Consider the following 26258-nt stretch of genomic DNA (forward strand, 5'->3'; position numbering starts at 1 on the left):
TATCGATTTATTGAGGCAGCTTGGACACGGACACGTGTTGCAGCAGGTCGGCAACCGAAGTCTGCAGGGTGTCGGCGATTGGCGCCGGGTACAGGCCCATGTACAGCGTGGCAATTGCCAGCACTGCCAGGATGGCGAACTCGCGCTTGTTCAGGTCCACCAGCTCGGCCACGTGCTTGTTGCCGATCGGGCCGAACACGACGCGCTTGACCATCCACAGCGAGTAGGCCGCACCCAGAATCAGGGCGGTGCCTGCCAGCAGGCCGGTCCAGAAGTTGAACTGCACCGCAGCCAGGATGACCATGAATTCGCCGATGAAGCCCGAGGTGGCCGGCAGGCCGGCATTCGCCATCGAGAACAGCACGGCAAAGGCGGCGAATTTCGGCATCGTGTTCACGACACCGCCGTAGTCGGCGATTTCACGCGAGTGCATGCGGTCGTACAGCACGCCGATGCAGAGGAACATCGCGCCCGACACGAAGCCGTGCGAGATCGCCTGCATGATACCGCCCTGCACGCCCATCTCGTTGAAGATGAAGAAGCCCAGGGTGACGAAGCCCATATGGGCGATCGACGAGTAGGCGACCAGTTTCTTCATGTCCTTCTGGACCATGGCCACCAGGCCGATGTAGATCACGGCGATCAGCGACAGCACGATCACGACCGGCGCCAGGTAGTGCGAGGCGTCCGGGGCGATCGGCAGCGAGAACCGCAGGAAACCGTAGGCGCCGAGTTTCAGCATGATCGCGGCCAGCACGACGGAACCGCCGGTCGGCGCTTCCACGTGGGCGTCCGGCAGCCAGGTGTGCACCGGCCACATCGGCACCTTCACGGCGAAGGCCATGAAGAAGGCGATGAAGATCAGGATCTGTTCCTTCATGCCCAGGATCTGGGTATGCCACTTCTGGATCTCGAAGGTGCCCGAGACGTTGTACAGGTAGATGATCGCGATCAGGGTCAGCAGCGAGCCGAAGAAGGTGTACAGGAAGAACTTGAAGGCTGCGTACACGCGGTTCGGGCCACCGAAGACGCCGATGATGATGAACATCGGGATCAGGGTCGCTTCGAAGAAGAAGTAGAACAGCACGCCGTCCAGGGCTGCGAAGACGCCGATCATCAGGCCCGACAGCAGCAGGAAGGAGCCCATGTACTGGGCCACGCGCTCTTCGATGACTTCCCAGGCCGCCGCCACCACGATGATGGTGATGAAGGCGGTCAGCGGGATGAACCACATCGACAGGCCGTCGACACCCAGACGGTAGAAGATGTTGAAGCGCTCGATCCACGGCGCCACTTCATAGAACTGCATGCCGTGTGCGGCGTTGTCGAACTGCGTGATCAGCGGGATCGTCGGCAGCAGGCTGACGACGGCGCCGACCAGCGACAGCACGCGGACTAGCCCGCGGTTGCTGTCGCGGCCCACGGCGAGCACGAGCACGCCGAACAGGATCGGGAGCCAGATTGCAAGGCTCAGGTAATGAGAGGAGTTCTGCATCATTTGTCTTTTTCTTTGCCTGTGATTAGCGCCAGAACGGGAAGAAGTACAGCAGGGTCGCAGCGATACCCGCAATCATCACGAACGCGTAGTGGTAGATATAGCCGGTCTGGCCCTTGCGGGTCAGCAGCGCGAACCAGCCGACCGCCTTGGCCGAACCGTTGACGACCAGGCCGTCGATCAGCGCGCGGTCGCCCACTTTCCACAGGCCGCCGCCGATGGCGCGCGCGCCGCCGGCAAACACTGCCTGGTTGAACTTGTCCATGTAGTACTTGTTGTCCAGCAGCGTGTGCAGCGGCTTGAACTTGGCGTAGAACCAGGCCGGAACGCGCGGGTTGATCATGTAGCAGTAGTAGGCCACCACCACGCCGGCCAGTGCCAGCCAGAACGGTGCGGTCGTCAAGCCATGGATCGCCATGCCGACGGCGCCGTGGAATTCCTCGCGCAGGGTTTCCATCGCGGTGTGGTTCTCGCCGACGAAGATCACGCCATTGAAGAAGTCGCCGTGCAGCATCGGGCCGATGGCCAGGTAACCGATGATGACCGACGGGATCGCCAGCAGGATCAGCGGCAAGGTCACGACCCATGGCGACTCGTGCGGCTTCTGGCCCGGGGCCAGGCCGTGGTGGCCGTGGTCTTCCTCTTCATGGTGCGCGTCCGAATCGTGCTCGGCGTGCGGATCGGCATGGCCGTGGCCTGCGGCGACGGCCTGCTTGTGGTCGTCATGCGCGTGATGGTCGTGCGCGTGGGCCTTGCCGAAGCGCTCTTCCCCGTGGAACACCAGGAAGTACATGCGGAACGAGTAGAAGGCGGTCACGAAGACGCCTGCCAGCACCGCGAAGTAGGCGAAGCCCGCACCCGGGATGTTCGAGGCGTGCACCGCTTCGATGATCGAGTCCTTCGAGTAGAAACCGGCGAAGAACGGGGTACCGATCAGGGCCAGCGAGCCCAGCAGCGAGGTGATCCAGGTGATCGGCATGTACTTGCGCAGGCCGCCCATGTTGCGCATGTCCTGGTCGTGGTGCATGCCGATGATGACCGAACCCGCGCCGAGGAACAGCAGTGCCTTGAAGAAGGCGTGGGTCATCAGGTGGAACACGGCGACGGAATAGGCCGAGGCGCCCAGGGCGACGGTCATGTAGCCCAGCTGCGACAGCGTCGAGTAAGCAACCACGCGCTTGATGTCGTTCTGGATGATGCCCAGGAAGCCCATGAACAGTGCGGTAATCGCGCCGATCACGATGATGAAGGAGAGCGCACCGTCCGACAGCTCGAACAGCGGCGACATGCGCGACACCATGAAGATGCCGGCGGTAACCATGGTCGCGGCGTGGATCAGTGCCGAGATCGGGGTCGGGCCTTCCATCGAGTCAGGCAGCCAGACGTGCAGCGGGAACTGCGCCGACTTGCCCATCGCGCCGATGAACAGGCAGATGCAGGCGGCGGTCAGCAGCGGCCAGCCGATGCCCGGCACGAACAGGGTCGACAGGCGTTCCGCCTGGGCGAAGGTTTCGCCATAGTGCATGGTGCCCGACGCGGCCAGCAGCAGGCCGATACCGAGGATGAAGCCGAAGTCGCCGACGCGGTTGACCAGGAAGGCCTTCATGTTGGCGAAGATCGCGGTCGGACGGGTGTACCAGAAGCCGATCAGCAGGTACGACACCAGGCCCACCGCTTCCCAGCCGAAGAACAGCTGCAGGAAGTTGTTCGACATGACCAGCATCAGCATGGCGAAGGTGAACAGCGAGATGTACGAGAAGAAGCGGTTGTAGCCTTCGTCCTCGGCCATGTAGCCGATGGTGTAGATGTGGACCATCAGCGAGACCGAGGTGACCACGCACATCATCATCGCCGACAGGGTGTCGATCTGGAAGCCGACTGCCAGCTTGACGGTGCCGACCGTCATCCAGGTATAGATATCCTGGTTGAAGGTGGCGCCGTCGAGCACGGCCATCAGGGTCTGGACCGAGATGATCAGTGCGATCAGCACGCCCAGGATGGTTGCCGTGTGGGAGACCTTGCGGCCGACCACGTTACCAAGAAACTTGGTACCGAGCAGGCCGGCAATTGCCGAGCCCGCCAGCGGCGCCAGAGGCACCGCCAGTAACATTGAGGAAGAGAGTTGCCCCGCCATGTTGAACCTTAATCGTTATTAATTATCAGCCGAGACCGGATCAGCCCTTGAGGCTGTCAAGGTCTTCCACATTGATCGTGTCCAGGTTACGGAACAGGACCACCAGGATCGCCAGGCCGATCGCCGATTCGGCGGCCGCGACGGTCAGGATGAAGAACACGAAGATCTGCCCTGCCGCATCACCGAGGTAATGCGAGAAGGCGATGAAGTTCAGGTTCACTGCCAGCAGCATCAGTTCGATGGCCATCAGCAGGATGATGATGTTCTTCCGGTTCAGGAAAATACCGACGATCGAGATCGCGAACAGGATCGCGCCCAGGACCAGGTAGTGTGCAAGCGATAAAGTCACGGGTTTTGCTCCTTGTTCGGCTTAGCAGATGCCGTAGCGGCCTCGGCCGCTGCTGCAGCTGCGGCTACATTCTCTTCGTCGATGGCGCGCTGGTTGACCACGTCCATCTTGACGATGCGCAGGCGGTCGTTACGTTTCACGCGCACGGCGGCGCCCGGGTCGATGGCCTTGCTGTCCTTGCGGCGGCGCAGGGTCAGGGCGACGGCGGCGATGATCGCTACCAGCAGCACCACGGCGGCGATTTCGAAGCCGTAGATGTAGCGGGTGTAGATCAGCAGGCCCAGTTCCTTGGTGCCGCCCAGGTTCAGGGCAGCCGCCTCGGTGCTCAGGCCGACGTTGTTGAAGCCGTTCCACAGCACCAGTGCCATTTCCAGCACGATGAAGGCGCCGATGAACAGGGCCATCGGCAGGTAGCCCCAGAAACCTTCGCGCATGCGGTTGACGTTAATGTCGAGCATCATGACGACGAACAGGAACAGCACCATGACGGCGCCGACGTAGACCAGCACCAGCACGATGGCGAGGAATTCGGCCTTCAGCAGCAGCCAGATGCCGGCCGCGTTGAAGAAGGCCAGCACCAGGAAGAGCGCGGCGTGGACCGGGTTCTTCGAGGTGATGACGAGCAACGAGGACACGACCATGACGGCCGCGAACACGTAGAACAGGATCGTTGGAAAAATCGTTGTAAGTTCCATGACTGACGGGGACCTTTTTCTTGTTAACGGTGCATCAGCGGTACTTCGCGTCAGCCGCGCGGGCGGCAGCGATGTCGGCTTCGTAACGGTCGCCCACGGCCAGCAGCATCTCTTTGGTGTAGTAGAGATCGCCACGCTTTTCGCCGTGGTATTCCAGTACGTGGGTCTCGACGATCGAGTCGACCGGGCAGGACTCTTCGCAGAAGCCGCAGAAGATGCACTTGGTCAGGTCGATGTCGTAGCGCGTGGTGCGGCGGGTGCCGTCCTCGCGCTGCGCCGATTCGATCGTGATGGCCATGGCCGGGCAAACGGCTTCGCACAGTTTGCAGGCGATGCAGCGCTCTTCCCCGTTCGGGTAGCGGCGCAGCGCGTGCAGACCGCGGAAGCGGTTCGACATCGGGGTCTTTTCTTCCGGGTACTGCACGGTGATCTTGCGCGAGAAGGCATATTTGCCGGTCAGCGCCAGACCCTTGAACAGTTCGGACAGCATCAGGCTGCCGAGGATATCTTTAATTCGGTTCATGTGAATACGCTCTCTTACTTCCAGATATTCCAGGACGTCTGCATGATGCCGGCGATCAGCACCAGCCAGACCAGGGTCACCGGGATGAATACTTTCCAGCCCAGACGCATGATCTGGTCATAGCGGTAACGCGGGAAGGTGCCGCGAACCCAGACCATGGCCGAGACCATCAGGAACATCTTCAGGAACAGCCAGAAGAAGCCGCCGAAGGCGCCGCCGAATTCCAGGAAGCCGAACGGTGCGCTCCAGCCGCCCAGGAACATGATCGAGGCCAGGGTGCCGATCAGGATCATGTTGGCGTATTCGGCCAGCATGAACATTGCATACGACATGCCCGAGTATTCCACCATGTGGCCGGCCACGATTTCCGATTCGCCTTCGACGACGTCGAACGGGTGGCGGTTACATTCGGCCAGGCCGGAAATGAAGTAGATGAAGAACAGCGGCAGCAGCGGCAGCCAGTTCCACGACAGCAGGTTCAGGCCGTAGCTTGCGGCCATGCCGACCTGCTGGCTCTGGACGATGTCGGTGAAGTTCAGCGAACCGGTGATCATCAGCACGACGACCATCACGAAGCCCATCGGGATTTCGTAGGAAATCATCTGAGCCGAAGCGCGCATGGCGCCCATGAAGGCGTACTTCGAGTTCGACGACCAGCCGGCGATGATGATGCCGTAGACTTCGATCGAGGTGATCGCCAGCAGCAGCAGCAGACCGGCGTTCACGTTGGCCAGCGCCGCGTCCGGGCCGAAAGGCACGACCGCCCAGGCGGCCAGGGCCGGCATGATGGTCATGATCGGGCCCAGCACGAACAGCTTGGTGGTCGCTTTCGCCGGAATGACGATTTCCTTGAGCAGCAGCTTGACCGCGTCGGCGATCGGCTGCAGCAGGCCGGCAGGACCCACGCGGTTCGGGCCGAGACGGATGTGGATCCAGCCGATCAGCTTACGTTCCCACAGGGTCGCGTAAGCAACCAGGCCCATCAGCGGCAGCAGGACGCACAGGATCTTGATCAGGGTCCAGAGGACTGGCCAGACCGGCGCGATCGGGCTGGTAGCGCCGAGTTCGTAAAAACTATCGATAAAACCGGGCGTTGCCATTACTTGCCCTCCCCTGCTTTTTCTACGTTGATGGTGCCGAACATGGCGCCGAGGGTGGCGACTGCCGGGTGGGCGGCGGCAACGCGCACGACGTTCGCCGGCAGGCGCTTGTCGATGTCGGCCACCAGGATGGCGGAGCCATTGCCCTGGGTGACTTTCACCGTGTCGCCGGCTTTCACGCCCAGCTGTTCAGCCAGTTGCGACGGCAGGCGCACCAGCGGCGCATTCGCGTCGGCCGTGCGCAGCAGCGGTTCCGAACGGCGCGCGATAGCGTCGGCGAAATAGATCGGCACGTCGGCCAGGCGCTGCAGCGAGCCCGACTCTTCCGAGCGCGATGCTGCCGACGGGGCCAGTTTCGCCACGTTGTTCAGCTTGTCCGAGTGATCGGTAACACCTTTGCCCAGCGCTTCGTCGCGGATCGATTCGGCGGTGTCGTAGTCGAAGCCTTGCAGGCCCAGCAGGTTACCGATCACGCGCAGCACTTTCCAGGCCGGACGGGTTTCGCCCAGCGGCTTGACGGTGCCGTTGAAGCTCTGTGCGCGGCCTTCGCAGTTCACGAAGGTGCCGGCGGTTTCGCTGAACGGCGAGATCGGCAGCAGCACGTCGGCGTAGTCCATGCCGTGCTTGAACGGCGACATGGCAACGACCATCTCGGCGCCCTTCAGCGCGGCCAGGGCTTGCTGCGGATTGGCCGCATCGAGTTCCGGTTCCGCGTTAAGCAGCACATAAGCTTTCTTCGGTACGCTGAACAAATCGGTGCTCGAGGTCGCGCCCACCAGGTGGCCGCCGACGGTGTTCGCCGCTTCGACGAAGTAACCGAATTTGGCGCCGGTGGCGTTGGCGATCCACTGCGCAGCGGCGTGAATCTTCGAGGCTTCAGGATGGTGCAGGACCGAGTTACCCAGCAGCACAGCACCAGCGACGTCGCCGTCGATGGCAACCAGCGAGGCGGCGATGGCATTCGCAGCGTCGCCCGCTTGCACGTTTTCGAAGCCGGCAGGTGCGGCGGTTTCTTTCGAGGCGGCCACGGCCGACACGATCTCGCTCAGCGCAGCCAGCCAGTCGGTCGGCGCGGCGATGATCTTGTTGGCGGTCGGGATCAGGTTGTCCTCGTCCGAACCGTGCAGGATCGACAGCTTGGCGCCGCCCTTCACTGCCTGGCGCAGGCGGGTCGCCACCAGCGGGTGATCCTTGCGCAGGAACGAACCGATCACGAAGGCGCGCTTCAGGTTCGACAGTTCCGCGATCGGCATGCCCAGCCAAGGCGTGACCGCGCCATCCAGGGCGAAGTCGCTCTGGCGCAGGCGGAAGTCGATGGCGTTCACGCCAAAGCCGCGCATGGCCTTGTTCAGCAGGTACAGCTCTTCCACGGTCGAGTGGGCGGTCGCAACAGCGGCGATGCTGTCGGCGCCGTGCTCGTGGCGGATGTTACGGATACCGTGGGCGACGTATTCGAGCGCGGTCTTCCAGTCGGTTTCGATCCACTCACCGCCCTGCTTGATCATCGGATTGATCAGGCGGTCGGCATTGTCCAGCGCTTCGTACGAGAAGCGGTCCTTGTCCGACAGCCAGCACTCGTTGATGTTTTCGTTTTCCAGCGGCAGCACGCGCATCACCTTGCCGCCCTTGACCTGGACGATCAGGTTGGTGCCGAGCGAGTCGTGCGGCGACACCGACTTGCGGCGTTGCAGTTCCCACGGACGGGCCGAGTAACGGAAAGGCTTGCTGGTCAGCGCGCCGACCGGGCACAGGTCGATCATGTTGCCCGAGACTTCCGAGTCGACGGTTTTGCCGACGAAAGTCGTGATTTCCGAGTGCTCGCCACGGCCCAGCATGCCGAATTCCATGACGCCGGCCACTTCCTGGCCGAAACGCACGCAACGGGTGCACTGGATGCAGCGGCTCATCTCTTCCATCGAGATCAGCGGGCCGGCTTCCTTCGGCGTGACGACGCGCTTTTCTTCGTCGTAGCGCGATTCACCCTTGCCGTAGCCGACGGCCAGATCCTGCAGCTGGCATTCGCCGCCCTGGTCGCAGATCGGGCAATCCAGCGGGTGGTTAATCAGCAGGAATTCCATGACCGACTTCTGCGCGGCCACGGCCTTGTCGCTGTGCGAACGCACCACCATGCCCGGCGAAACAGGCGTGGCGCAAGCCGGCATCGGCTTCGGCGCTTTTTCCACTTCGACCAGGCACATGCGGCAGTTCGCTGCGATCGACAATTTCTTGTGATAGCAGAAGTGCGGAATGTAGGTTCCGAGTTTGTTTGCGGCGTCCATCACCATGGAACCTGGTGCGACTTCGACTTTTTTGCCGTCTAATTCAATTTCAACCATTTGATCGTTACCTGACCTGGCTTAAAGGTATTCGGGCACGCAGCATTGCTTGTGCTCGATGTGATGAATGAATTCCTCACGGAAGTTCTTGATCATGGCTTCGACCGGCATTGCGGCGGCTTCGCCGAGTGCGCAGATCGTGCGGCCCTTGATGTTGAACGCGACGTTGTTCAGGAGTTCGATATCTTCCGGACGGCCCTTGCCATTCTCGATACGGTGCACCATGCGGTACAGCCAGCCGGTGCCTTCGCGGCAAGGCGTGCACTGGCCGCAGGACTCTTCGTAGTAGAAGTACGAGAGGCGCAGCAGCGACTTAACCATGCAGCGGGTTTCGTCCATGACGATGACGGCGCCCGAACCCAGCATCGAACCGGCTTTCGCGATCGAGTCGTAGTCCATGTTGGTTTCCATCATGACTTCGCCGCGGATCACGGGAGCCGAGGAACCGCCTGGAATCACGGCCTTGATCTTCTTGCCGCCGCGCATACCGCCGGCCAGCTCGAGCAGGGTCGCGAACGGCGTGCCCAGCGGGATCTCGTAGTTACCCGGACGCTCGACGTCGCCCGAGATCGAGAAGATCTTGGTGCCGCCGTTGTTCGGCTTGCCCATGCCCATGTAGGCTTCCGGGCCGACGTTGAAGATGAACGGCACCGCGGCAAAGGTCTCGGTGTTGTTGATCGTGGTCGGCTTGCCGTACAAACCGAACGAGGCCGGGAAAGGCGGCTTGAAGCGCGGCTGGCCCTTCTTGCCTTCGAGCGACTCCAGCAGCGCGGTTTCTTCGCCGCAGATGTAGGCGCCGTAGCCGTGCGCGGCGTGCAGCTGGAAGCTGAACGTCGAACCCATGATGTTATCGCCCAGGAAGCCGGCGGCGCGCGCCTCGTCCAGCGCTTCTTCGAAGCGCAGGTATTCCTGGAAGATCTCGCCGTGAATGTAGTTGTAGCCCACGGTGATGCCCATCGCGTAGGCGCCGATGGCCATGCCTTCGATCAGCGCGTGCGGGTTGTAGCGGATGATGTCGCGGTCCTTGAACGTGCCCGGCTCGCCTTCGTCGGTATTGCAGACGAGGTATTTCTGGCCAGGGAACTGGCGCGGCATGAAGCTCCACTTCAGGCCGGTCGGGAAACCGGCGCCGCCGCGGCCGCGCAGGCCCGAGGCCTTCAGGTCGGCGATGACCTGTTCCTGGGTGATGCCGCCTTCGAGGATCTTGCGCAGGGCCGAGTAGCCGCCGCGCTTGACGTAGTCTTCGAGGTGCCAGTTGTCGCCGTTCAGATCCTTCAGGATCAGCGGATTGATGTGACGGTCGTGCAGGCTGGTCATTGCTTCACTTCCTTCAGTTCATCGACCAGGGCGTCGATCTTCTCGTTGCTCATGAACGAGCACATGCGGTGGTTATTCACCAGCATGACCGGCGCATCGCCGCAGGCGCCCATGCACTCGCCTTCCAGCAGGGTGAACTGGCCGTCTTCGGTGGTGCTGCGGAAATCGACACCGAGTTTCTGTTTCAGGTGGTGGGCGGCGCGCTCGCCACCCGACAGGGCGCACGGCAGGTTGGTGCACACGGTGATCTTGTGCTTGCCGACCGGACGCAGGTTGTACATGTTGTAGAAGGTCGCCACTTCTTGCACGGCAATCGCCGGCATGCCGATGTAGTCGGCGATTTCCTGCATGGTTTCGGGCGACAGCCAGCCCAGTTCGACCTGGGCGTGGGCCAGCGCGGCCATCACGGCCGATTGACGCTGGTCGGCCGGGTACTTGCCCAGCTCGCGGTCGATTTTTTTATAGCACTGCTCGGATAACAACATAATCTCTTCTGCCTTTCGGACTTATCGGTCAATGGAGCCGAAAACGATGTCCTGGGTACCGATGATCGTGACGGCGTCGGCGATCATGTGGCCACGGGCCATCTCGTCCAGGCTCTGCAAGTGGGCATAGTCGGGGGTGCGGATCTTCAGGCGGTAAGGCTTGTTGGCGCCGTCCGACACGATGTAGATACCGAACTCGCCCTTCGGGTGCTCGACCGCGGCATAGGCCTCGCCCGGCGGGACGTGGAAGCCTTCGGTGAACAGCTTGAAGTGGTGGATCAGCGATTCCATGTTCGACTTCATCTCTTCGCGCGCCGGCGGGACGACCTTGTGGTTGTCGACCATGACCGGACCCTGGTTCACGCGCAGCCAGGCGATGCACTGCTTGATGATGCGGTTGGCCTGGCGCATTTCTTCCACGCGCACCAGGTAGCGGTCGTAGGAGTCGCCGTTGGTGCCGATCGGGATGTCGAAGTCGAGCTTGTCGTAGACGGCATACGGCTGGGTCTTGCGCAGGTCCCAGGCCACGCCCGAGCCGCGCAGCATGGCGCCGGTGAAGCCCATGGCTTTCGCCGCTTCCGGCGACACCACGCCGATGCCGACCGTACGCTGCTTCCAGATACGGTTGTCGGTCAGCAGGGTTTCGTATTCGTCGACGTAGCCGTCGAAGCGCTTGGTGAAGGCTTCGATGAAGTCGAGCACCGAACCCTGGCGGTCTTCGTTCAGCTGGGCGATCGCCTTCTTGCTGCGGATGATCGACTCTTTATGCTGCGGCATGGTGTCCGGCAGGTCGCGGTAGACGCCGCCCGGGCGGTAGTAGGCCGCGTGCATGCGCGCGCCCGAGACCGCCTCGTAGACGTCGAACAGGTCTTCGCGGTCGCGGAAGGCGTACAGGAAGGGACCCATGGCGCCGATGTCGAGCGCGTGCGCGCCGAGCCACATCAGGTGGTTCAGCAGGCGGGTGATCTCGTCGAACATCACGCGGATGTATTGCGCGCGGATCGGTGCTTCGATGCCGAGCAGCTTCTCGACTGCCAGCACGTAGCCGTGTTCGTTGCACATCATCGACACGTAGTCGAGGCGGTCCATGTAAGGAACCGATTGCAGGTAGGTGCGGGTTTCCGCCAGCTTCTCGGTGCCGCGGTGCAGCAGGCCGATGTGCGGGTCGGCGCGCTGGATCACTTCGCCGTCCAGCTCCAGCACCAGGCGCAGCACGCCGTGCGCTGCCGGGTGCTGCGGACCAAAGTTCAGGGTGTAGTTCTTAAGCTCAGCCATTATTTCATCCCGTAGGTTTCTTCGCGGATCACGCGCGGGATGTTCTCACGCGGCTCGATCGTCACGGGTTGGTAGATCACGCGCTTCTGCTCGGGGTCGTAGCGCATTTCGACGTAGCCCGAGATCGGGAAGTCCTTGCGGAACGGGTGGCCGATGAAGCCATAGTCGGTCAGGATGCGGCGCAGGTCGCCGTGACCGTCGAACAGGATGCCGTACAGGTCGAACGCTTCGCGCTCGTACCAGTTGGCGCCGCGCCAGATGCCGGTGACCGATTCGACCAGCGGCATGTCATCGTCCGGGCAGAACACGCGCACACGGACGCGCCAGTTATGCTCGATCGACAGCAGGTGGGAGGTGACCGCGTAGCGCAGGCCGTCCCAGGTGCCTTCCCCATATTGGGAATAATCGACGCCGCACAAGTCGATCAGTTCTTCGAATTTCAGCGACGGATCGTCGCGCAGGGTCTGCATCGCAGCCAGGTAATTGGCGGCCTTGACCACCACGGTCACTTCGCCGAGCGCCGAGGAAATGGCGGCGCCCTCGCCCAGTGCTTTTTCCAGGGCGAGTTGGAGGACTTCGAGTTTTGTCGTCATGGTGAATCCGGCAGGTGTTAACGCGCGATGGTGTTGGTGCGCTTGATCTTGTTCTGCAGCTGCATGATGCCGTACAGCAGGGCTTCAGCCGTCGGCGGGCAGCCCGGAACGTAGACGTCGACCGGTACGATGCGGTCGCAGCCGCGCACCACCGAGTACGAGTAGTGGTAGTAGCCGCCGCCGTTGGCGCAGGAACCCATCGAGATCACCCAGCGCGGTTCGGCCATCTGGTCGTAGACCTTGCGCAGCGCCGGCGCCATCTTGTTGCACAGCGTGCCGGCCACGATCATCACGTCGGACTGACGCGGCGACGGGCGGAACACGATGCCGAAGCGGTCGAGGTCGTAGCGGGCCGCGCCCACGTGCATCATCTCGACCGCGCAGCAGGCCAGGCCGAACGTCATCGGGAACATCGATCCCGTGCGTGCCCAGTTGATCAGCTTATCGGCTGTGGTGGTAATGAAACCTTCGTTTAGAACGCCTTCATGAATAGCCATGGCTTATTCCCAATCAAGGGCACCTTTCTTCCAGATGTACCAGAAACCGACCACGAATTCGGCGATGAACACCATCATCGTGATGAAACCGGTCCAACCCAGCTCGCGCATCGAGACGCCCCATGGGAAGAAGAATGCCGTTTCCAGATCAAACAAAATAAACAGGATCGCCACCAGGTAGTAGCGAACGTCGAATTTCATGCGCGCGTCTTCGAAGGCTTCGAAGCCGCATTCGTAGGGGGAGAGTTTGGCCGCGTCGGGGCGGTTCGGGCCGAGCAGATAGCCGAGCACCTGGGGAGCAACGCCGACACCGACGCCAACCAGAATAAAGAGAAGAACGGGGAAGTAATTTTCGAGGTTCACGATGGAGCCTATTTGAACGATCGGTTAGTAAAACCACTGCATTGGATGCAGCGCCGTATCGCGCAATCCTGGCCTCGTGCCTGCCACCAGGACCGTACGACTGATCCTCGTAAAAAAGCCAGCTCAGGCTGGAGAGCGGTTGCTCATCGCCCTTGCTGGCTTTCTTTAATATCTTGGTGCCGACGGCGAGACTCGAACTCGCACAGCTTGCGCCACTACCCCCTCAAGATAGCGTGTCTACCAATTTCACCACGTCGGCTGGAGACCAGTATTATACCCTGCCTTAACACCTTCTTTCAATGCACAAATTGAGGTGTCTCAAGGAAAAGTAAGCTTTTTCTCAAACTTTCTATAGGATCAAGCCGATGCGCGATCCTAGCAGCTTGGAGAAGCCGATGGCGCGCAGATCGAACGCCATCGTGCATACTGGGGAACTGCTGTAAAACATTTCTGTAGGGGTGGAAGGCTGCGCCTTCCACGCGTTCAATGAACGCTGGCGCCCTACATGCGCCTGACGGCCGTCACCCTCTCGGGTGCGCGGCCGCATGAAACCATGATTACTGCTGGGTCGCCGGAGCAGCCGGTGCCGGGGTTGCCGGTGCAGTCGTCGCCGGAGCGGCAGGCGCTGCGGCCGCAGGCACGTCGCTTGCCGGTGCCGCTGGCACGCCGGCGGTCGGCGCCGGGGCTTCGGCCGGGGTGGCGTTGGTGGCCGGTACGTTCGCACCAGGCGCCGCAGGCACGCCGTTGGTCTGGGTATTCGCACGTTCCATCACGCCGCCGCCGGTGGCCACGGTACGGTTGTTGCTCATCGAAGCCAGGCCCAGGGTCGAAGCGAAGAAGACCGCGGCGGCCACTGCCGTCGACTTCGACAGGAAGTTCGACGAACCGCTGGCGCCGAACAGGCTGCCCGAGGCGCCCGAACCGAAGGCGGCGCCCATGTCGGCGCCCTTACCGTGCTGCAGCAGCACCAGGCCGATGATGACCAGGGCCGAAATCACCTGCACGACAACTACGAGATTGAACAACACGTTCATTACAGTTCCATTCCAAGTTTATTAACTACGTTGCAAATTCTATTCAGGCCAGGATCAGGCCGCGGCGCCAATGATCGCCAGGAAGTCGGCCGCCTTCAGGGCCGCGCCGCCGATCAGGCCGCCATCGATGTCGTCCTGCGCCATCAGCTCGACCGCATTGTCCGGCTTCATGCTGCCGCCGTACAGGATGGCGACGCATTCGGCCGCTTCAGCGTTGCGTTCACGCAATTGCGCGCGCAACTGGGCGTGGACTTCCTGCGCCATTTCCGGGGTGGCGGTCTTGCCTGTGCCGATGGCCCATACGGGTTCGTAGGCGACCACGATACGCGCCACGCTTTCCACGTCAAGGACTTCGAGCACGGCCGACAATTGTTGGGCGACGATAACATTTGTTTGACCGGCTTCGCGCTGGGCCAGGGTTTCACCCACGCAAACGATCGGGGTGATGCCGGCGTTCAGCGCGGCCAGCGCCTTCTGCGCCACGGTCTCGTTCGTTTCGCCATGGTAGGCGCGGCGTTCCGAATGGCCGACGATGGCGTACTGGCAGCCGAAGTCGACCAGCATCGAGGCCGCGACTTCGCCGGTGTAGGCGCCGCTCACGTGCTGCGACACGTCCTGCGCACCCCAGGCCAACGGGCTGCCGGTGAGCGTGTCGACGCATTGCTGCAGATAGGGAGCGGGAACGCAGACGGCGCACGTGGCCTGTGCGTTGTCCAGGCCAGCGACAATACCGGCCAGCAGCGACGCATTCGCCGCGCGGCTGCCGTTCATCTTCCAGTTACCTACGACGAGTTTGGGACGCATATTACCCCACAGTCAAATAACCCGCTATTCTAGCCGCCGTTCCGGGGGTGGTCAAACAATGGCTGAGCGGATGTGTTAAAAACGTGGCAATGGAATTCTGCCGCTATCGTTCCTGTTCGCTCGACGCGTGGACGGACCGAACGTCTTCGTCGCTCGGTTCGTAGGGTGGGTTCTCGAACCCACCTGCCTGCACCGCCCGAATCAAACCACCTGCAACACGATCTTCCCGACATGCGTGCTCGACTCCATGAGCGCATGCGCCTCGGCCGCCTGCTCCAACGGGAAAGTCTTGTAGATCACCGGCTTGATCTTCCCGGCTGCGAACAACGGCCACACCTGCTCGCGCAGCTTCTGCGCAATCGCGCCCTTGAACGCCACCGGCCGCGGCCGCAAGGTCGAGCCGCTGATCGACAGCCGCCGGCGCAGCACCTGCCCCAGGTCGACGTTCGCCTTGGCCCCGCCCAGCAGCGCAATCAGCGCGATCCGCCCATCGTCAGCCAGGCAATCGATCTCGCGCGCCACGTAGTCGCCGGCCACCATGTCCAGCACCACGTCGACGCCCTTCCCCCCCGTCAGCGATTTGACGACGTCGACGAAGTCCTCACTCCGGTAATTGATCCCGCGCTCGGCGCCAAGTTCCTCGCAGGCGCGGCATTTCTCGTCGCTGCCGGCGGTGGCGAACACGCGGTGGCCCATTGCGGTCGCCAGCTGGATCGCCGTCACGCCGATGCCCGAAGTGCCGCCCTGCACCAGCAGGGTCTCGCCTTCCTTCAGGCCGGCGCGGTCGAAGACATTGGTCCAGACGGTGAAGAAGGTTTCAGGCAGCGAGGCGGCCTCGACCGCGCTCAAGCCCTGCGGCATCGGCAGGCATTGCGCCAGCGGCGCCGCGCAATACTCGGCATAGCCCCCGCCCTGCACCAGCGCGCAGACCATGTCGCCCTTTTGGAAGCCGCTGTTGTTGAGCTCACCGAGGTCGCCATCGACGATCTCGCCCGCCACTTCCAGGCCCGGCAGGTCGGAGGCGCCCGGTGGCACCGGGTAGTGGCCCAGGCGCTGCAGCACGTCGGGCCGGTTGATGCCGGCCGCGTGCACGCGGATCAACACTTCGCCCGCCTTCGGTTCCGGCTGCGGTCGCTCGCACAGTTGCAGTACCTCAGGCTTGCCCGGTTGGGTGATTTCGATTGCGCGCATTCCGGCCTCCTTAAGAAAACGGCAATTGTACGTCAGGGTATGAATCCACGTTGATCGCCCAGCTGTGTTGCTCGCAGGAGAAGAAATTTCGCTTTCTCGTGCTTCAGCGCAAACAAATTCTTCAATGCATGAGCTATCTGGGGAACTTTAGAGATCGCACAACGATCTCGTCCGCAGCCATCTTGCCCGCCCCATGCGTGCCGCATAGATTGGAGGACCGAGCTCAGGCATACGAGCCGTTTCCACCATTCAAAGGAGCACGATCATGCAAGCAATTGCTACTGCCCTGTCCAGGCTGGTGCACCGCAGGAAGTCCAGCGTACCGCCCACGGCATTGCCGCGCCCCATCCCTACCCGGCGCCCGCGCTTCGGCCTGGTGCTGGCCGGCGCCGCCCTCGCCGCGATCCTGGCCCTGCCCGGGCACGGCGCCAACGCCCAGGGCTGGAACAACGAACGCTGGACCGGCACCTGGGGCACGGCCCCGGCCGGCCCGCCGGCGCCCGCCAGCCTGCAAACCTTCACCGACCAGACCCTGCGCCTGATCGTCCACACCAGCATCGGCGGCAACCGCGTGCGCATCCGCGTGTCGAACGAGTTCGGCGCCGTCCCGCTACGCATTGGCGCAGCCCGCATCGGCGTGCGCGCCAGCGGTTCCGACGTCGCGCCCGGCACCGACCGCGTGCTCACCTTCAGCGGCCGCTCCTCCATCGTGATCCCGCCCGGCGCGCCGGTGCTGTCCGACCCGGTCGAGCTGAACGTGGCAGCCCTGTCCGACCTCGCCGTCAGCCTCTACCTGCCGGGCACGGTGGATGCCACCACCGTCCACAACACCGGCCTGCAGACCAACTACGTTTCGCTGCCGGGCGACTTCACGGCGTCCGCCACCCTGCCGGTGCAGCGCACCATCACGGTCTGGCCCTTTCTCACCGAAGTCGACATCGACAGTGCCGGACCAAGTATCGTGACCCTGGGCGACTCGATCACCGACGGCACCCGCAGCACCGTCGACACCAACAATCGCTGGCCCGACTGGCTGGCGCGGCGCCTGCAAACCGTGCGCGACCCGGTGCTGGGCATCAATGGCCGCCTCGGCGTAGTGAACCGCGGCATCAGCGGTAACCGCCTGCTGAGCGATTCGCCGAACACCCTGGCCGGGCGCAGCATCCAGGAGCGCTTCGACCGCGATGTGCTCGCCACCGCCGGTGTGCGCTACATGACCCTGCTCATCGGCATCAACGACATCGGCAACAGCTCGGCCACCAATCCGGTCACCGCCGACGATTTGATCGCCGGCTACCGCCAGGTGATCGCGCGGGCGCATGCGAAGGGCATCGCCATCTTCGGGGCCACGCTCACGCCCTTCGAGGGTGCGGGCTATTATTCGCCGGAGAAGGAAGTCGTGCGCCAGGCGGTGAACAACTGGATTCGGTCGAGCGACGAGTTCGACGGCGTGATCGACTTCGACCAGGCCACGCGCGACCCGGCGCATCCGACGCGCTTCCTGGCGGCCTACGATAGCGGCGACCACCTGCATCCGAACGACCTCGGTTACCAGGCAATGGGGAATGCGGTGTCGCTGACCCTGTTCCGCTCGCTGGGAGTGGCGGCGGCGAGGCCGGTGCCGGGGCTGGAACGATAATCCTGCTCTTGCCCGTCGCCCACCGGCATGGGCGCGGCGGCGGGCATCTTCGGGACAGGCAAGGTCGGTCCAGGCACAACAGGCTAGCCCAGCGCGGTAGGATAGGCGGACGGCGAGGTAGTCATCGTCTTCATCCCCGCTCAAGCGCACGATACGGCACGATTCCACACGATTTGCTCGCGAAAGCGCACGACACGCCTACGAAAATGCACGATCTGTTGATGCTGCTCGCGTCGATCCAGTCCGGCTTCACGCAAGAGGTATGGGAACTCGGCGCCGCCATTCGGGACTGGCTGGCTCGCAACGCCTTCTGTCTCAATCGAACGGCATCACGACGTCGGCCAATTCGAAATGCAGCGTCACCAACTCGAAGTCGTCATGCAGCACCAGCGGCGCCAATGCCCGCACGTGGACTCCCCTGAATTCCTCGGCACTGGCAAAGGCCTCGCCGCGCCACACTTCTTCCGGCACGTCGCCAAAGCGGATGTTGTAGACCTTCGTTGCGCGAATGCGGCAGCGTAGCCGCCGCTGCTGGTCGTACACCTCGATCAGGTCGCCGGGCGCATAGCTGCCGTCGCCATATTCGCCGTAAGGCTGGTAGTACGCCTCGACCGTATCGGCGGTGACGGTCTTGCGTCCGGCGATCACGCTGCGCGGCAGCGAATCGTCGTACTCGTCCGCGCCCCAGAAGGTCAGCCGCTTGCACCGCGCCGGCATGCCCCCTTCCGCGCTCATCCCCCACCCGTCTTCGACTGCCCCGGCAGGCTGGTGCCCACCTTCCACGTGCGCGACAGCGCCTGCGCTTCCTCGATCTGCCCCTGGCTCATCTGCTTGGCCATGGCCGCGCGCTGGTTGATGGCGTTCTGGTTGCCGCTCGCGGCAGCGAGATTCATCAGCATGTAGGCGATTACCGGGTCGCCCGGCACGCCGGCCACGTGGTAGCGGTACATCAGCCCGAGCGCGTGCTGGGCTTCGGCATGGCCCTGCTCGGCCGCCTTGCGGAACCAGGTGACGGCGTGCTTCTGGTCCTGCGGCACGGCGTTGCCGGTGTAGTACATGGCGCCGACCACGTACTGGGCGTCGGCCTTGCCCTGCTGGGCCGCCTTGATGTGCCAGGCAAAGGCCTGCTTGTAGTCGCGCGTCACGCCGCGGCCCATGTAATACATCAGGCCCAGCAAGTGCTGGGCATCGGGATTGCCGGCGCGCGCCAGCGGCGCGATCTCCTTCATCGCCAGCGCGTAGTTGCGCGCGTTGTACGCGCTCGCTCCCTCGGGAAAGCCCGCCTGCGCCGCCCCGTGCAGGCCGAGCGCAAACAGGATCGCTACGGTAATTTTTTTCATCGTCTCGTGCGTGGAACCGGTCTTTGCCTACCTTGTTGTTCTCGCGGCGGCCGCTGCCGCCTTCCCCACTTGTTGTGTCGCCTGTTCGAGCCTGCTTATCTCCAGCTGACCTTGCCCAGCCCGTCCACGCTCACCTTGCGGTTGAGCGGCTTGCCGTAGATCGTGGCCGAACCCATGCCGGACAGGTTCAGGTTCGCACTGCCGTTCGCGGTAACGGTGGCATTCCCCAGGCCCGACAAATCGAGCGTCACGTTCTCGGCCGTGAACCGGCGCGCATCCAGGCCGCCCACGCCGCTCAGCTCGGCCCGCAGCAGGCGGCTCCGGCCGGCAAGCATCACATGGCCGGCGCCGTGCAGGTCGAGGTCGATGCGTTCGCTCTGCACACCGTCCAGTTGCATGCTGCCGACGCCGCCCAGGCTGGCGCTGATCAGGCGGTAGCGCACGTTCACGGTCATCGAACCGGCCCCGTCGAGCGCCAGCGCGAGTTCCTCGCCGCTGAAGCCGCTGATGTCGGTGGCGCCCAGGCCTTCTGAGCTGACTTCACGCAGTGTCGGCAGCACCAGCTCGGCGCGCACCGGGTCCTGCACCAGGCGCAGGCCGCGCCTGCCGCCGCCGCCGATGTTGATGGTGTCGCCGCGCTGCAGGATCGTCAGCCCGGCCAGCCAGCGCGGGTCGCCGCTCAGGATCAGCATCGCCGGGCTGCCCTGGCGGATGCGTAGGTCGACCGCGCCGTCGAGCTGGACGCGGGCCACGCGCGCATCCACGCTGCGCGTTTCGCTGGCGGACTCGGGCGCGGCGCTGGCCAGGCGCACCAGCGCCAGCAGGCCCAGGGCCGTCACCGACAATTTCAACAGCTTGTGCATGCAATCATCTCCTGTTCGATTCGTCGTTTCGTGTTCTGGCAATATCGACACTATAGCGCGGCGGTGGCGGCCACCGGCCGGGAATGCGACAGACTGCGCCAGGCGCGGACAGGACGCAGAACGGCGCCGTCTTTTTCGAACTACATGCATATGCAATAGATTACTTTTTGGCATGACCATGCGTTAAGATGAGCTGCGCCGCCCGTGTCGCGCGGCTGTTTTTTCGTCCCAGTCATCCTTTGAGGTCATCCATGCGCATGCGCCAACTCCCCGCCCTGCTGGCCGGGCTCGGCTTGTCGATGTCCGCCTTCGCGGCGAGCAGCGACAAGTGGGACCTGCCGGTCCATGTGAAGAAACTCGACAACGGCATGGTCGTCGTCGTCTCCGAAGACCACAGCTCGCCGACGGTGGGCGTCTCGGTCGTGTACCACGTCGGCATGCGTCTCGAGCCGAAGAACCGCACCGGCTTCGCCCACCTGTTCGAGCACCTGATGTTCCAGGGCACCCCGAATGCGCCGAAGGGCGTGTTCGACAAGACCATCACCGGCGGCGGCGGGCGCAACAACGGCTCGACCCGGCCCGACTTCACCAACTACATCGAGACCGCGCCGGTGTCCTCGCTCGAGCCCATCCTGTGGCTGGAGGCGGACCGCATGAAGACGCTCGACTTCAACGAAAAGACGCTGAAGAACCAGCAGGACGTGGTCAAGGAAGAGATCCGCGTGAACGTGAAGAACCAGCCCTACGGCGGCTTCATGTGGATCGACATCAGCCAGCACGCCTTCCAGAAATGGGAAAACAACCACGACGGCTACGGCAGCTTCCAGGACCTGGAAGGCGCCAGCCTGGATGACGTGCGCGCCTTCCACCGCGACTACTACGGCCCGAACAACGCCGTGCTGGCGATCTCCGGCGACGTCACGCCGGACCAGGGTTTCGCCCTGGCGCAGAAGTACTTCGGCGGCATCGCCGCGCGCCCGACGCCGAAGAGCGGCGACTTCACCGAGCCGCTGAACAAGGCGGAAAAACGCGTCGAGCAGAGCGACGCCCTGGCCCAGGTGCCGGCGATTGCCGCCGCCTGGAAGATTCCCGAGCGCGGCAGCCGCGACCAGGCGCCGATGGCGGTGCTGGCCGAACTGCTGGCCGGCGGCGACGCCTCGCGCCTGTACCAGGGCCTGGTGAAGGGCCGCGAGATCGCGCTGAACGTCGATTCGCTGTTCGGCCTGGTCGACCCCTGGACCTACGACGGTCCGACCCTGCTGACCGTGTTCGCGCTCTACAAGCCGACCAGCAATGCCGATGCGGTGCTCACCGCCATCGACGAGGAAGTGGCGAAGATCGCCAAGGAAGGCGCCGACGAAGCGACGCTCAAGCGCGTGAAAACCCGCATGCTGGCCGACTGGAACAACTCGCTCGAGTCCTTCATCAACCGCGCCGACACCCTGGCCAAGCTGCAGACCCTGTGGGGCGATGCACATGTCGTCAACAAGATCCCCGGCTGGATCGAGGGCGTGACTTCCGAAGATTTGAAACGCGTTGCCGCCACCTACCTGGTGAAGAACAACCGCACCGTCATTGACCGCAAGCCCGTCGCGAAAGAAGCGGCGCCCGCCCCTGCCCCTGCGCCCGCCCCCGCGGCCGGCGCCAAGAACTGAGGAGCGCATCGATGAAAAAACTGATGCTGACACTGGCCGTCGCGATGGCCTTTACCCCGGCAGCCTTTGCTGCCGATGCCCCGGCGGCGAAACCGTCGCCGATGCCGGCCTACGGCAAGGACAAGCCGATCCCGACGCCGAAGATCGCCAAGAAAACGCTGGCCAATGGCATGACCGTCTGGGTCGTGCCGCGCGACGGCCTGCCGCGCGTCGACTTCGTGCTGGCCGTGCGCGGCGCCGGCCTCGCCGCCGACGACAAGGCGCATCCCGGCTTCGCCAGCCTCTTGGCCGGCATGCTCAACGAAGGCACGGCAAAGCGCGACTCGCGCGCGATCGCCGAAGCGGCCCAGGGCATGGGCGGCTCGGTGGCCGCCAGCCCCGCCAACGACGGTATCCTGGTCTCGGCGAACGCGCTCACCTCGCACGCGGCCGACATGATGTCGCTGCTGGCCGAAGTGACGCGCGCGCCTTCCTTCCCGGCCAAGGAAGTCGACCTGGCCAAGGCCAACGCCCTGCAGGCGCTGCGCGTATCCGAAACCACGCCGCGCTTCCGCGCCGAGCGCGCCATCAACCAGGCCGTGTATGGCGAGCACCCTTACGGCCACACCGAGCCGACCGTCGATTCCATCACTTCGGTCACGCAGGACATGCTGCGCGCCGAGCACGCGAAGCGCTTCCGCCCCGACCGCGCGCTGCTGGTGATCACCGGCCGCCTGGATGAAGCCGAAGCCATGAAGCTGGCCCAGGCCGCCTTCGGCGACTGGAAGGCCCAAGGCCCGGCCCTGGCCGAGACGGCGCCCGCCGCCGCGAACGCGAAGCCTGCACGCATCCTGCTCCAGCGTGGCGGCAGCGTGCAGTCGACGATCCGCATCGGCGGCCCCGGCATCGCCGCCAGCGCGGGTGAGCAGGTGCCGCTGCGCCTGGCCAGCACCATCCTCGGCGGCGGCTTCTCGAGCCGCGTGAACATCAACCTGCGCGAGGAAAAGGGCTATACCTACGGCGCCTCGGCCGGCGCGCGCATGAGCCGCGCGGGCGGCGCCATCGTCGGCGGCGCCGACGTGCGCAACGAAGTCACGGGCGCCGCGCTGACTGAATACTTCAACGAGTACAAGCGCATCGGCAGCGAGGCCGTGCCGGCCGACGAAATGACGATGAACAAGCGCTACGTCGCGGGTGGCTATTTGATCAGCAACCAGCTGCAGCGCGCCGTGGCCGCCACCCTGGCCCAGAACTGGCTGGTCGGCCTGCCGCCGGAATTCCTCGGCCAGTACGTGCCGCTGATCGAGAAAGTGACCCCGGCCCAGGTGCGCGCGGTCTCGGCCAAGTATTTCGCACCCGAGAAGCAATCGATCGTGGTGGTCGGCGACCCGGCCGCGGTGGGCAAGCAGCTGAAGCAGTTCGGCAAGTTCACCGTGACCGACAAATAAGGACGATTTTGTCCGCATGTCGGATGGATGCAGCGCCCGCCATGTGCGGGCGTTTTTCATGGTGGGGTCTGCATGGACACGAAAGACCGCGTGGGCACAGGTGCCTGCGCGGCCCGGCCCACCCTACGGGGTGGTAGGGTGGACACCTGTGTCCACGCGGTATGGCACCGCCGATCATTCGCGGCGCCGAACAACATTCACGGCTCCTTCGACGACTCCTTCGCCGCCCATTCCCTGACCTTCTTGCGCAAGGCCTTTTCCTTGCGCTCGAGCTGGCGCTGGTCGTGCCGCATCGTGCGCCACAGCGACCACACCATCAGCACGATCACCAGCGCGAACGGCAGCGCAAACACGATGGTCGCCGTCTGCACCCCTTTCAGCCCGCCGGCCAGCAGCATGCTGATCGCGATCCCCGCCACCAGCACGCCCCACACGATCTTCACGCGCGGCGCCGGATTCGGATTGCCGCCGGAACTCATCATGCCCAGCACCAGCACCGCCGAGTCGCCGGAAGTGACGAAAAACACCAGCACCAGCACGGTCGCCACCACCGACATCACGGTCCCGAACGGCAGCGCATCGAACAGGGTGAACAGCGCCGTCGAGGCGTCGAGCTTCACCGCCTCGCTGAGCGGCACGTGCTGCCAGATCTCCATGAACAGCGCGGTGCCGCCGAAGATCGAGAACCACACGAAGCCGGCCAGGGACGGCGCCAGCACGGTGCCGATGATGAATTCGCGGATGGTGCGCCCGCGCGAGACGCGCGCGATGAACAGGCCGACGAACGGCGACCACGCGATCCACCAGGCCCAGTAGAACACGGTCCAGGCGCCGACCCAGTTACTGTCGCGGAAAGGCGTGGCGCGCAGACTCATGCGCACCAGTTCGCTCAGGTAGCTGCCCAGCGTGGTGCCGAAGGTGTCGACGATCGCGACCGTCGGTCCCACCAGGAACACCGCCAGCGCCAGCAGCGCCGCCAGCCCCATGTTGAAGTTCGACAGGTACTTGATGCCGCGGTCGACGCCGCTCACGGCCGAGGTCACGAACAGCATGGTGGTAATCACGATGATCGCCACCTGCGACAGCGGCGTCGTGTCGATCCCGAACACGGCCGCCAGGCCGCTGTTGATCTGCAGCGCGCCCATGCCCAGCGAGGCCGCCACGCCAAAGGCGGTGGCCACCGTCGCCAGCCCGTTGAAGGCGCCGGCAAAGCGGCGCAGCGGCGCCCAGGGCAGCGCGCGGATCGATTCGCTGATCAGCGCCGCGCGGCCGTGCCGGTACTGGAAGTAGGCGATCGCCAGCGCCACGATGCTGTACACCGCCCACGGGTGCAGGCCCCAGTGGAAGAAGGCGTAGCGCATCGCCGCGCCGGCCGCCTCGGGCGTGGCCGCGGTCAGGCCCGGCGGCGCGGTGGTGAAGTGCGAGATCGGCTCGGCCACGCCCCAGAACACCAGGCCGATGCCCATGCCGGCGGCGAACAGCATCGAGAACCAGGTGGCGTTCGAGAACTCGGGCTCCTCGTCGTCGTCGCCGAGCTTTAGGTTGCCGTAGCGGCTAAAGGCGAGGAAGCCCGCGAACAGCACCAGCCCGAGCACCAGCCACAAATAAAACCAGCCGAAATTGCGCGTGATGGAAGCCAGCAGCAGGTCGAACAGGGCCGCCATGCTGGCCGGGGAAAAGATCCCCCAGAGGACGATGAGGAAGATGAAACCGGTTGTGAGGAGTAACTGCATGCAAAGGAGTCGGCACCGAAGCCTTGACAGAAGATTATCACATGCTAGTCCCTTTGCGCTTGACTGTCAGTTACAGCGGTTCAGGCGTGCGCGCCCTGCCCGCCCCTGCCGCGGGCCGTGCGGCCGGGCTGGCGCGCCTCAGTGGCGCAGCGCAATGCCGGGTTTGCGCCGCAGCGCGCTCAGCACCTCGCGCACCGGCAGGTGCCAGTTCAGTTCCGTGTTCGTGTGGTGCCAGGCATTGCGCGGCCGGTACTCGACGCTGATCGCCATGTTCGAATTCATCTCCCCGAACCAGTCGACCTCGCCCATCACGTCGATGATGTTGCGGTAGCGCGGCGGCATGGCGATCGCCGCCGAGATCGTGACGATGGCCAGGTCGCCCAGCTCGTCGTCGCGGTGCTCGTCGTGCAGTGCGTACAGCGCTTCCGAGATCACCAGGTTGCCCTTCGAATGCCCGGTCAGCAGGCCGAAGCGAAAGCGGCGATCGGTCAGCAATTGGCACAGCGTGCGCGTGTCGAGGCTGGCGCGCGCCATGTTCATCGGCTCGGCCGGCCAACTGATCTCGAAGCGGTTGCCGCGCGCCAGGTCGTCGATCTGCTCGTACAGGTGGCGCATGCGGTTCAGGGCGCCGAACCAGAACCAGCCGCCGAGCGCCTCGGTCATCATGTCGGCCAGGCCGTAGCCCGACACCAGCGCCGCCACCGGCTCGCCGAAGGCATCGGCCACGTTGCGCGCAAAGGCCGCCGTGCCCAGCGCGGAACTGCCGACGCCGGCCACCGCGAGGATGCGGGTATGGATGCCGCCTTTCGCCGCGAACGCATCGATGTCGGCGCACTTGGTCAGCGCGCCGTCGCCGGACGGCGGTACGATCAGCAGCGTACCTTCGCGCGCCAGCCACGGCGCCACCTCGACCGCCTCGTCCGGCGTGACCACGCCGACGTCGTAGAAGATCGCATCGAGCACGGCGTTGCGGCGCCGGTAGCCCTCGAGCGTCGCCTCGCGCAGCGGCGCCTTTGCCTGCACCACCTCGGTCGCCGTATTGCGTTTCAACTGGACGGACGCCAGCACCAGCGGCGTGCTGTTCCTGTTCTCCTCAGCCATGACCGACCTCCCATCGGGCATGCGGACCGCACGCGATGCGCGGCCCTACCCGCGTAAGAGAGCATGTACGGCGCAAAGTTCACCGTCGGGGCTGGATTGGTTGGCATGGCCTGCAGCCGGGCCTGCGGCGTCGACCGTACGGTGGGCACGCTGTGCCCACGCGGAAAGTCGCCCAGTGTTGGCCAGGTTTGAATGTGGTGGCCCGCCCCGAGACACTGTGTCTCGATGAAGGCACTGCGGCTTTAACAAGGCCAACATGACGCATCGTTCTGCGTGGGCACAGCGTGCCCACCGTACGGTCACGGCCGC

The 26258-nt window shown here is 64.1% G+C and carries 24 protein-coding genes and 1 tRNA gene; 3 read left to right on the plus strand and 22 right to left on the minus strand.

The genetic code is table 11. The features are described from left to right. Positions 1-7 precede the first annotated feature (7 nt). The 17 genes from LK540_RS17435 to LK540_RS17515 form a co-directional block, all read right to left on the minus strand. Complete coding sequence (locus LK540_RS17435; RefSeq protein ID WP_229438581.1) at positions 8-1498, minus strand: NADH-quinone oxidoreductase subunit M; 1491 nt, start codon at positions 1496-1498, stop codon at positions 8-10. Between the two features lie 22 nt (positions 1499-1520). Beyond that, positions 1521-3629, minus strand: coding sequence for an NADH-quinone oxidoreductase subunit L (gene nuoL / locus LK540_RS17440; protein WP_229438582.1), 2109 nt, complete (start codon positions 3627-3629; stop codon positions 1521-1523). 40 nt (positions 3630-3669) lie between these two features. Next, positions 3670-3978 carry an NADH-quinone oxidoreductase subunit NuoK gene (gene nuoK, locus LK540_RS17445; RefSeq protein ID WP_056333562.1) on the minus strand — a complete coding sequence of 103 codons (309 nt, stop codon included), beginning with the start codon at positions 3976-3978 and terminating at the stop codon, positions 3670-3672. Further along, positions 3975-4673 (minus strand): NADH-quinone oxidoreductase subunit J, encoded by a 699-nt coding sequence (locus tag LK540_RS17450; protein WP_229438583.1) that lies wholly within the window; start codon positions 4671-4673, stop codon positions 3975-3977. The genes nuoK and LK540_RS17450 overlap by 4 nt, the downstream gene beginning before the upstream one ends. 34 nt (positions 4674-4707) lie before the next feature. Then, entirely contained in the window at positions 4708-5196 is a 489-nt protein-coding gene (nuoI, locus tag LK540_RS17455; protein ID WP_229438584.1) for an NADH-quinone oxidoreductase subunit NuoI, read from the minus strand. 14 nt (positions 5197-5210) lie between these two features. Beyond that, positions 5211-6296, minus strand: coding sequence for an NADH-quinone oxidoreductase subunit NuoH (gene nuoH, locus LK540_RS17460; protein WP_229438585.1), 1086 nt, complete (start codon positions 6294-6296; stop codon positions 5211-5213). Beyond that, entirely contained in the window at positions 6296-8632 is a 2337-nt protein-coding gene (nuoG, locus tag LK540_RS17465; RefSeq protein ID WP_229438586.1) for an NADH-quinone oxidoreductase subunit NuoG, read from the minus strand. Before nuoG ends, nuoH begins: the two co-directional genes overlap by 1 nt. A gap of 21 nt (positions 8633-8653) precedes the next feature. Next, complete coding sequence (nuoF, locus tag LK540_RS17470) at positions 8654-9949, minus strand: NADH-quinone oxidoreductase subunit NuoF (RefSeq protein WP_229438587.1); 1296 nt, start codon at positions 9947-9949, stop codon at positions 8654-8656. After that, on the minus strand, positions 9946-10434 hold the full coding sequence (nuoE, locus tag LK540_RS17475) for an NADH-quinone oxidoreductase subunit NuoE (RefSeq protein ID WP_229438588.1): 489 nt from the start codon (positions 10432-10434) through the stop codon (positions 9946-9948). Before nuoE ends, nuoF begins: the two co-directional genes overlap by 4 nt. 21 nt (positions 10435-10455) lie before the next feature. Beyond that, entirely contained in the window at positions 10456-11709 is a 1254-nt protein-coding gene (locus LK540_RS17480; RefSeq protein WP_229438589.1) for an NADH-quinone oxidoreductase subunit D, read from the minus strand. Continuing rightward, positions 11709-12302, minus strand: coding sequence for an NADH-quinone oxidoreductase subunit C (locus LK540_RS17485; protein ID WP_229438590.1), 594 nt, complete (start codon positions 12300-12302; stop codon positions 11709-11711). Before LK540_RS17485 ends, LK540_RS17480 begins: the two co-directional genes overlap by 1 nt. Before the next feature lie 17 nt (positions 12303-12319). Next, the gene (locus LK540_RS17490) at positions 12320-12799 is read right to left on the minus strand and encodes an NADH-quinone oxidoreductase subunit B family protein (RefSeq protein ID WP_056333529.1); all 480 of its coding nucleotides are present in this window, start codon (positions 12797-12799) and stop codon (positions 12320-12322) included. Between the two features lie 3 nt (positions 12800-12802). After that, a complete protein-coding gene (locus LK540_RS17495; protein WP_229438591.1) occupies positions 12803-13162 on the minus strand; it encodes an NADH-quinone oxidoreductase subunit A in 360 nt (119 codons plus the stop codon). A 174-nt stretch (positions 13163-13336) separates the two neighbouring features. Beyond that, positions 13337-13421, minus strand: a tRNA-Leu gene (locus LK540_RS17500). A gap of 298 nt (positions 13422-13719) precedes the next feature. Next, a complete protein-coding gene (gene secG / locus LK540_RS17505; protein WP_229438592.1) occupies positions 13720-14196 on the minus strand; it encodes a preprotein translocase subunit SecG in 477 nt (158 codons plus the stop codon). Positions 14197-14250: 54 nt separating this feature from the next. After that, entirely contained in the window at positions 14251-15000 is a 750-nt protein-coding gene (tpiA, locus tag LK540_RS17510) for a triose-phosphate isomerase (RefSeq protein WP_229438593.1), read from the minus strand. Positions 15001-15201: 201 nt separating this feature from the next. Next, on the minus strand, positions 15202-16191 hold the full coding sequence (locus LK540_RS17515) for an NAD(P)H-quinone oxidoreductase (RefSeq protein ID WP_229438594.1): 990 nt from the start codon (positions 16189-16191) through the stop codon (positions 15202-15204). Between the two features lie 265 nt (positions 16192-16456). Between LK540_RS17515 and LK540_RS17520 the strand changes: the two genes are divergently transcribed. Then, positions 16457-17830 carry an SGNH/GDSL hydrolase family protein gene (locus LK540_RS17520; protein WP_229438595.1) on the plus strand — a complete coding sequence of 458 codons (1374 nt, stop codon included), beginning with the start codon at positions 16457-16459 and terminating at the stop codon, positions 17828-17830. A gap of 315 nt (positions 17831-18145) precedes the next feature. Here the strand turns inward: LK540_RS17520 and LK540_RS17525 are convergent, their stop codons facing one another. From LK540_RS17525 to LK540_RS17535, 3 genes are all read right to left on the minus strand, one after another. After that, the gene (locus tag LK540_RS17525) at positions 18146-18547 is read right to left on the minus strand and encodes an ASCH domain-containing protein (protein ID WP_229438596.1); all 402 of its coding nucleotides are present in this window, start codon (positions 18545-18547) and stop codon (positions 18146-18148) included. Between the two features lie 14 nt (positions 18548-18561). After that, positions 18562-19170, minus strand: a complete 609-nt coding sequence (locus LK540_RS17530; protein WP_229438597.1) for a tetratricopeptide repeat protein — start codon at positions 19168-19170, stop codon at positions 18562-18564. Positions 19171-19265: 95 nt separating this feature from the next. Beyond that, entirely contained in the window at positions 19266-20033 is a 768-nt protein-coding gene (locus LK540_RS17535; protein ID WP_229438598.1) for a GIN domain-containing protein, read from the minus strand. Between the two features lie 257 nt (positions 20034-20290). Between LK540_RS17535 and LK540_RS17540 the strand changes: the two genes are divergently transcribed. Then, positions 20291-21688: a pitrilysin family protein gene (locus LK540_RS17540; RefSeq protein WP_229438599.1), complete on the plus strand. Its 1398-nt coding sequence runs from the start codon at positions 20291-20293 to the stop codon at positions 21686-21688. A gap of 11 nt (positions 21689-21699) precedes the next feature. Then, positions 21700-23115, plus strand: coding sequence for a pitrilysin family protein (locus LK540_RS17545; protein ID WP_229438600.1), 1416 nt, complete (start codon positions 21700-21702; stop codon positions 23113-23115). A gap of 197 nt (positions 23116-23312) precedes the next feature. Here the strand turns inward: LK540_RS17545 and LK540_RS17550 are convergent, their stop codons facing one another. Continuing rightward, positions 23313-24848, minus strand: coding sequence for a BCCT family transporter (locus tag LK540_RS17550; protein WP_229438601.1), 1536 nt, complete (start codon positions 24846-24848; stop codon positions 23313-23315). A 138-nt stretch (positions 24849-24986) separates the two neighbouring features. After that, complete coding sequence (locus LK540_RS17555) at positions 24987-25949, minus strand: hypothetical protein (RefSeq protein ID WP_229438602.1); 963 nt, start codon at positions 25947-25949, stop codon at positions 24987-24989. Between the last annotated feature and the right edge of the window lie 309 nt (positions 25950-26258).

The sequence above is a fragment of the Massilia sp. IC2-278 genome (genome assembly GCF_020708045.1).
Classification (GTDB): domain Bacteria; phylum Pseudomonadota; class Gammaproteobacteria; order Burkholderiales; family Burkholderiaceae_D; genus Telluria.

Coding starts and splice junctions, on each gene's coding strand:
- LK540_RS17485 (WP_229438590.1), bottom strand. CDS start 12,302: ATGACGACAAAACTCGAAGTCCTCCAACTCGCCCTGGAAAAAGCACTG.
- secG (WP_229438592.1), bottom strand. CDS start 14,196: ATGAACGTGTTGTTCAATCTCGTAGTTGTCGTGCAGGTGATTTCGGCC.
- LK540_RS17490 (WP_056333529.1), bottom strand. CDS start 12,799: ATGGCTATTCATGAAGGCGTTCTAAACGAAGGTTTCATTACCACCACA.
- tpiA (WP_229438593.1), bottom strand. CDS start 15,000: ATGCGTCCCAAACTCGTCGTAGGTAACTGGAAGATGAACGGCAGCCGC.
- LK540_RS17540 (WP_229438599.1), top strand. CDS start 20,291: ATGCGCCAACTCCCCGCCCTGCTGGCCGGGCTCGGCTTGTCGATGTCC.
- LK540_RS17525 (WP_229438596.1), bottom strand. CDS start 18,547: ATGCCGGCGCGGTGCAAGCGGCTGACCTTCTGGGGCGCGGACGAGTAC.
- LK540_RS17550 (WP_229438601.1), bottom strand. CDS start 24,848: ATGCAGTTACTCCTCACAACCGGTTTCATCTTCCTCATCGTCCTCTGG.
- LK540_RS17545 (WP_229438600.1), top strand. CDS start 21,700: ATGAAAAAACTGATGCTGACACTGGCCGTCGCGATGGCCTTTACCCCG.
- LK540_RS17530 (WP_229438597.1), bottom strand. CDS start 19,170: ATGAAAAAAATTACCGTAGCGATCCTGTTTGCGCTCGGCCTGCACGGG.
- nuoI (WP_229438584.1), bottom strand. CDS start 5,196: ATGAACCGAATTAAAGATATCCTCGGCAGCCTGATGCTGTCCGAACTG.
- LK540_RS17515 (WP_229438594.1), bottom strand. CDS start 16,191: ATGCGCGCAATCGAAATCACCCAACCGGGCAAGCCTGAGGTACTGCAA.
- LK540_RS17520 (WP_229438595.1), top strand. CDS start 16,457: ATGCAAGCAATTGCTACTGCCCTGTCCAGGCTGGTGCACCGCAGGAAG.
- nuoE (WP_229438588.1), bottom strand. CDS start 10,434: ATGTTGTTATCCGAGCAGTGCTATAAAAAAATCGACCGCGAGCTGGGC.
- nuoH (WP_229438585.1), bottom strand. CDS start 6,296: ATGGCAACGCCCGGTTTTATCGATAGTTTTTACGAACTCGGCGCTACC.
- LK540_RS17450 (WP_229438583.1), bottom strand. CDS start 4,673: ATGGAACTTACAACGATTTTTCCAACGATCCTGTTCTACGTGTTCGCG.
- nuoG (WP_229438586.1), bottom strand. CDS start 8,632: ATGGTTGAAATTGAATTAGACGGCAAAAAAGTCGAAGTCGCACCAGGT.
- LK540_RS17480 (WP_229438589.1), bottom strand. CDS start 11,709: ATGGCTGAGCTTAAGAACTACACCCTGAACTTTGGTCCGCAGCACCCG.
- nuoL (WP_229438582.1), bottom strand. CDS start 3,629: ATGGCGGGGCAACTCTCTTCCTCAATGTTACTGGCGGTGCCTCTGGCG.
- LK540_RS17555 (WP_229438602.1), bottom strand. CDS start 25,949: ATGGCTGAGGAGAACAGGAACAGCACGCCGCTGGTGCTGGCGTCCGTC.
- LK540_RS17435 (WP_229438581.1), bottom strand. CDS start 1,498: ATGATGCAGAACTCCTCTCATTACCTGAGCCTTGCAATCTGGCTCCCG.
- nuoF (WP_229438587.1), bottom strand. CDS start 9,949: ATGACCAGCCTGCACGACCGTCACATCAATCCGCTGATCCTGAAGGAT.
- LK540_RS17535 (WP_229438598.1), bottom strand. CDS start 20,033: ATGCACAAGCTGTTGAAATTGTCGGTGACGGCCCTGGGCCTGCTGGCG.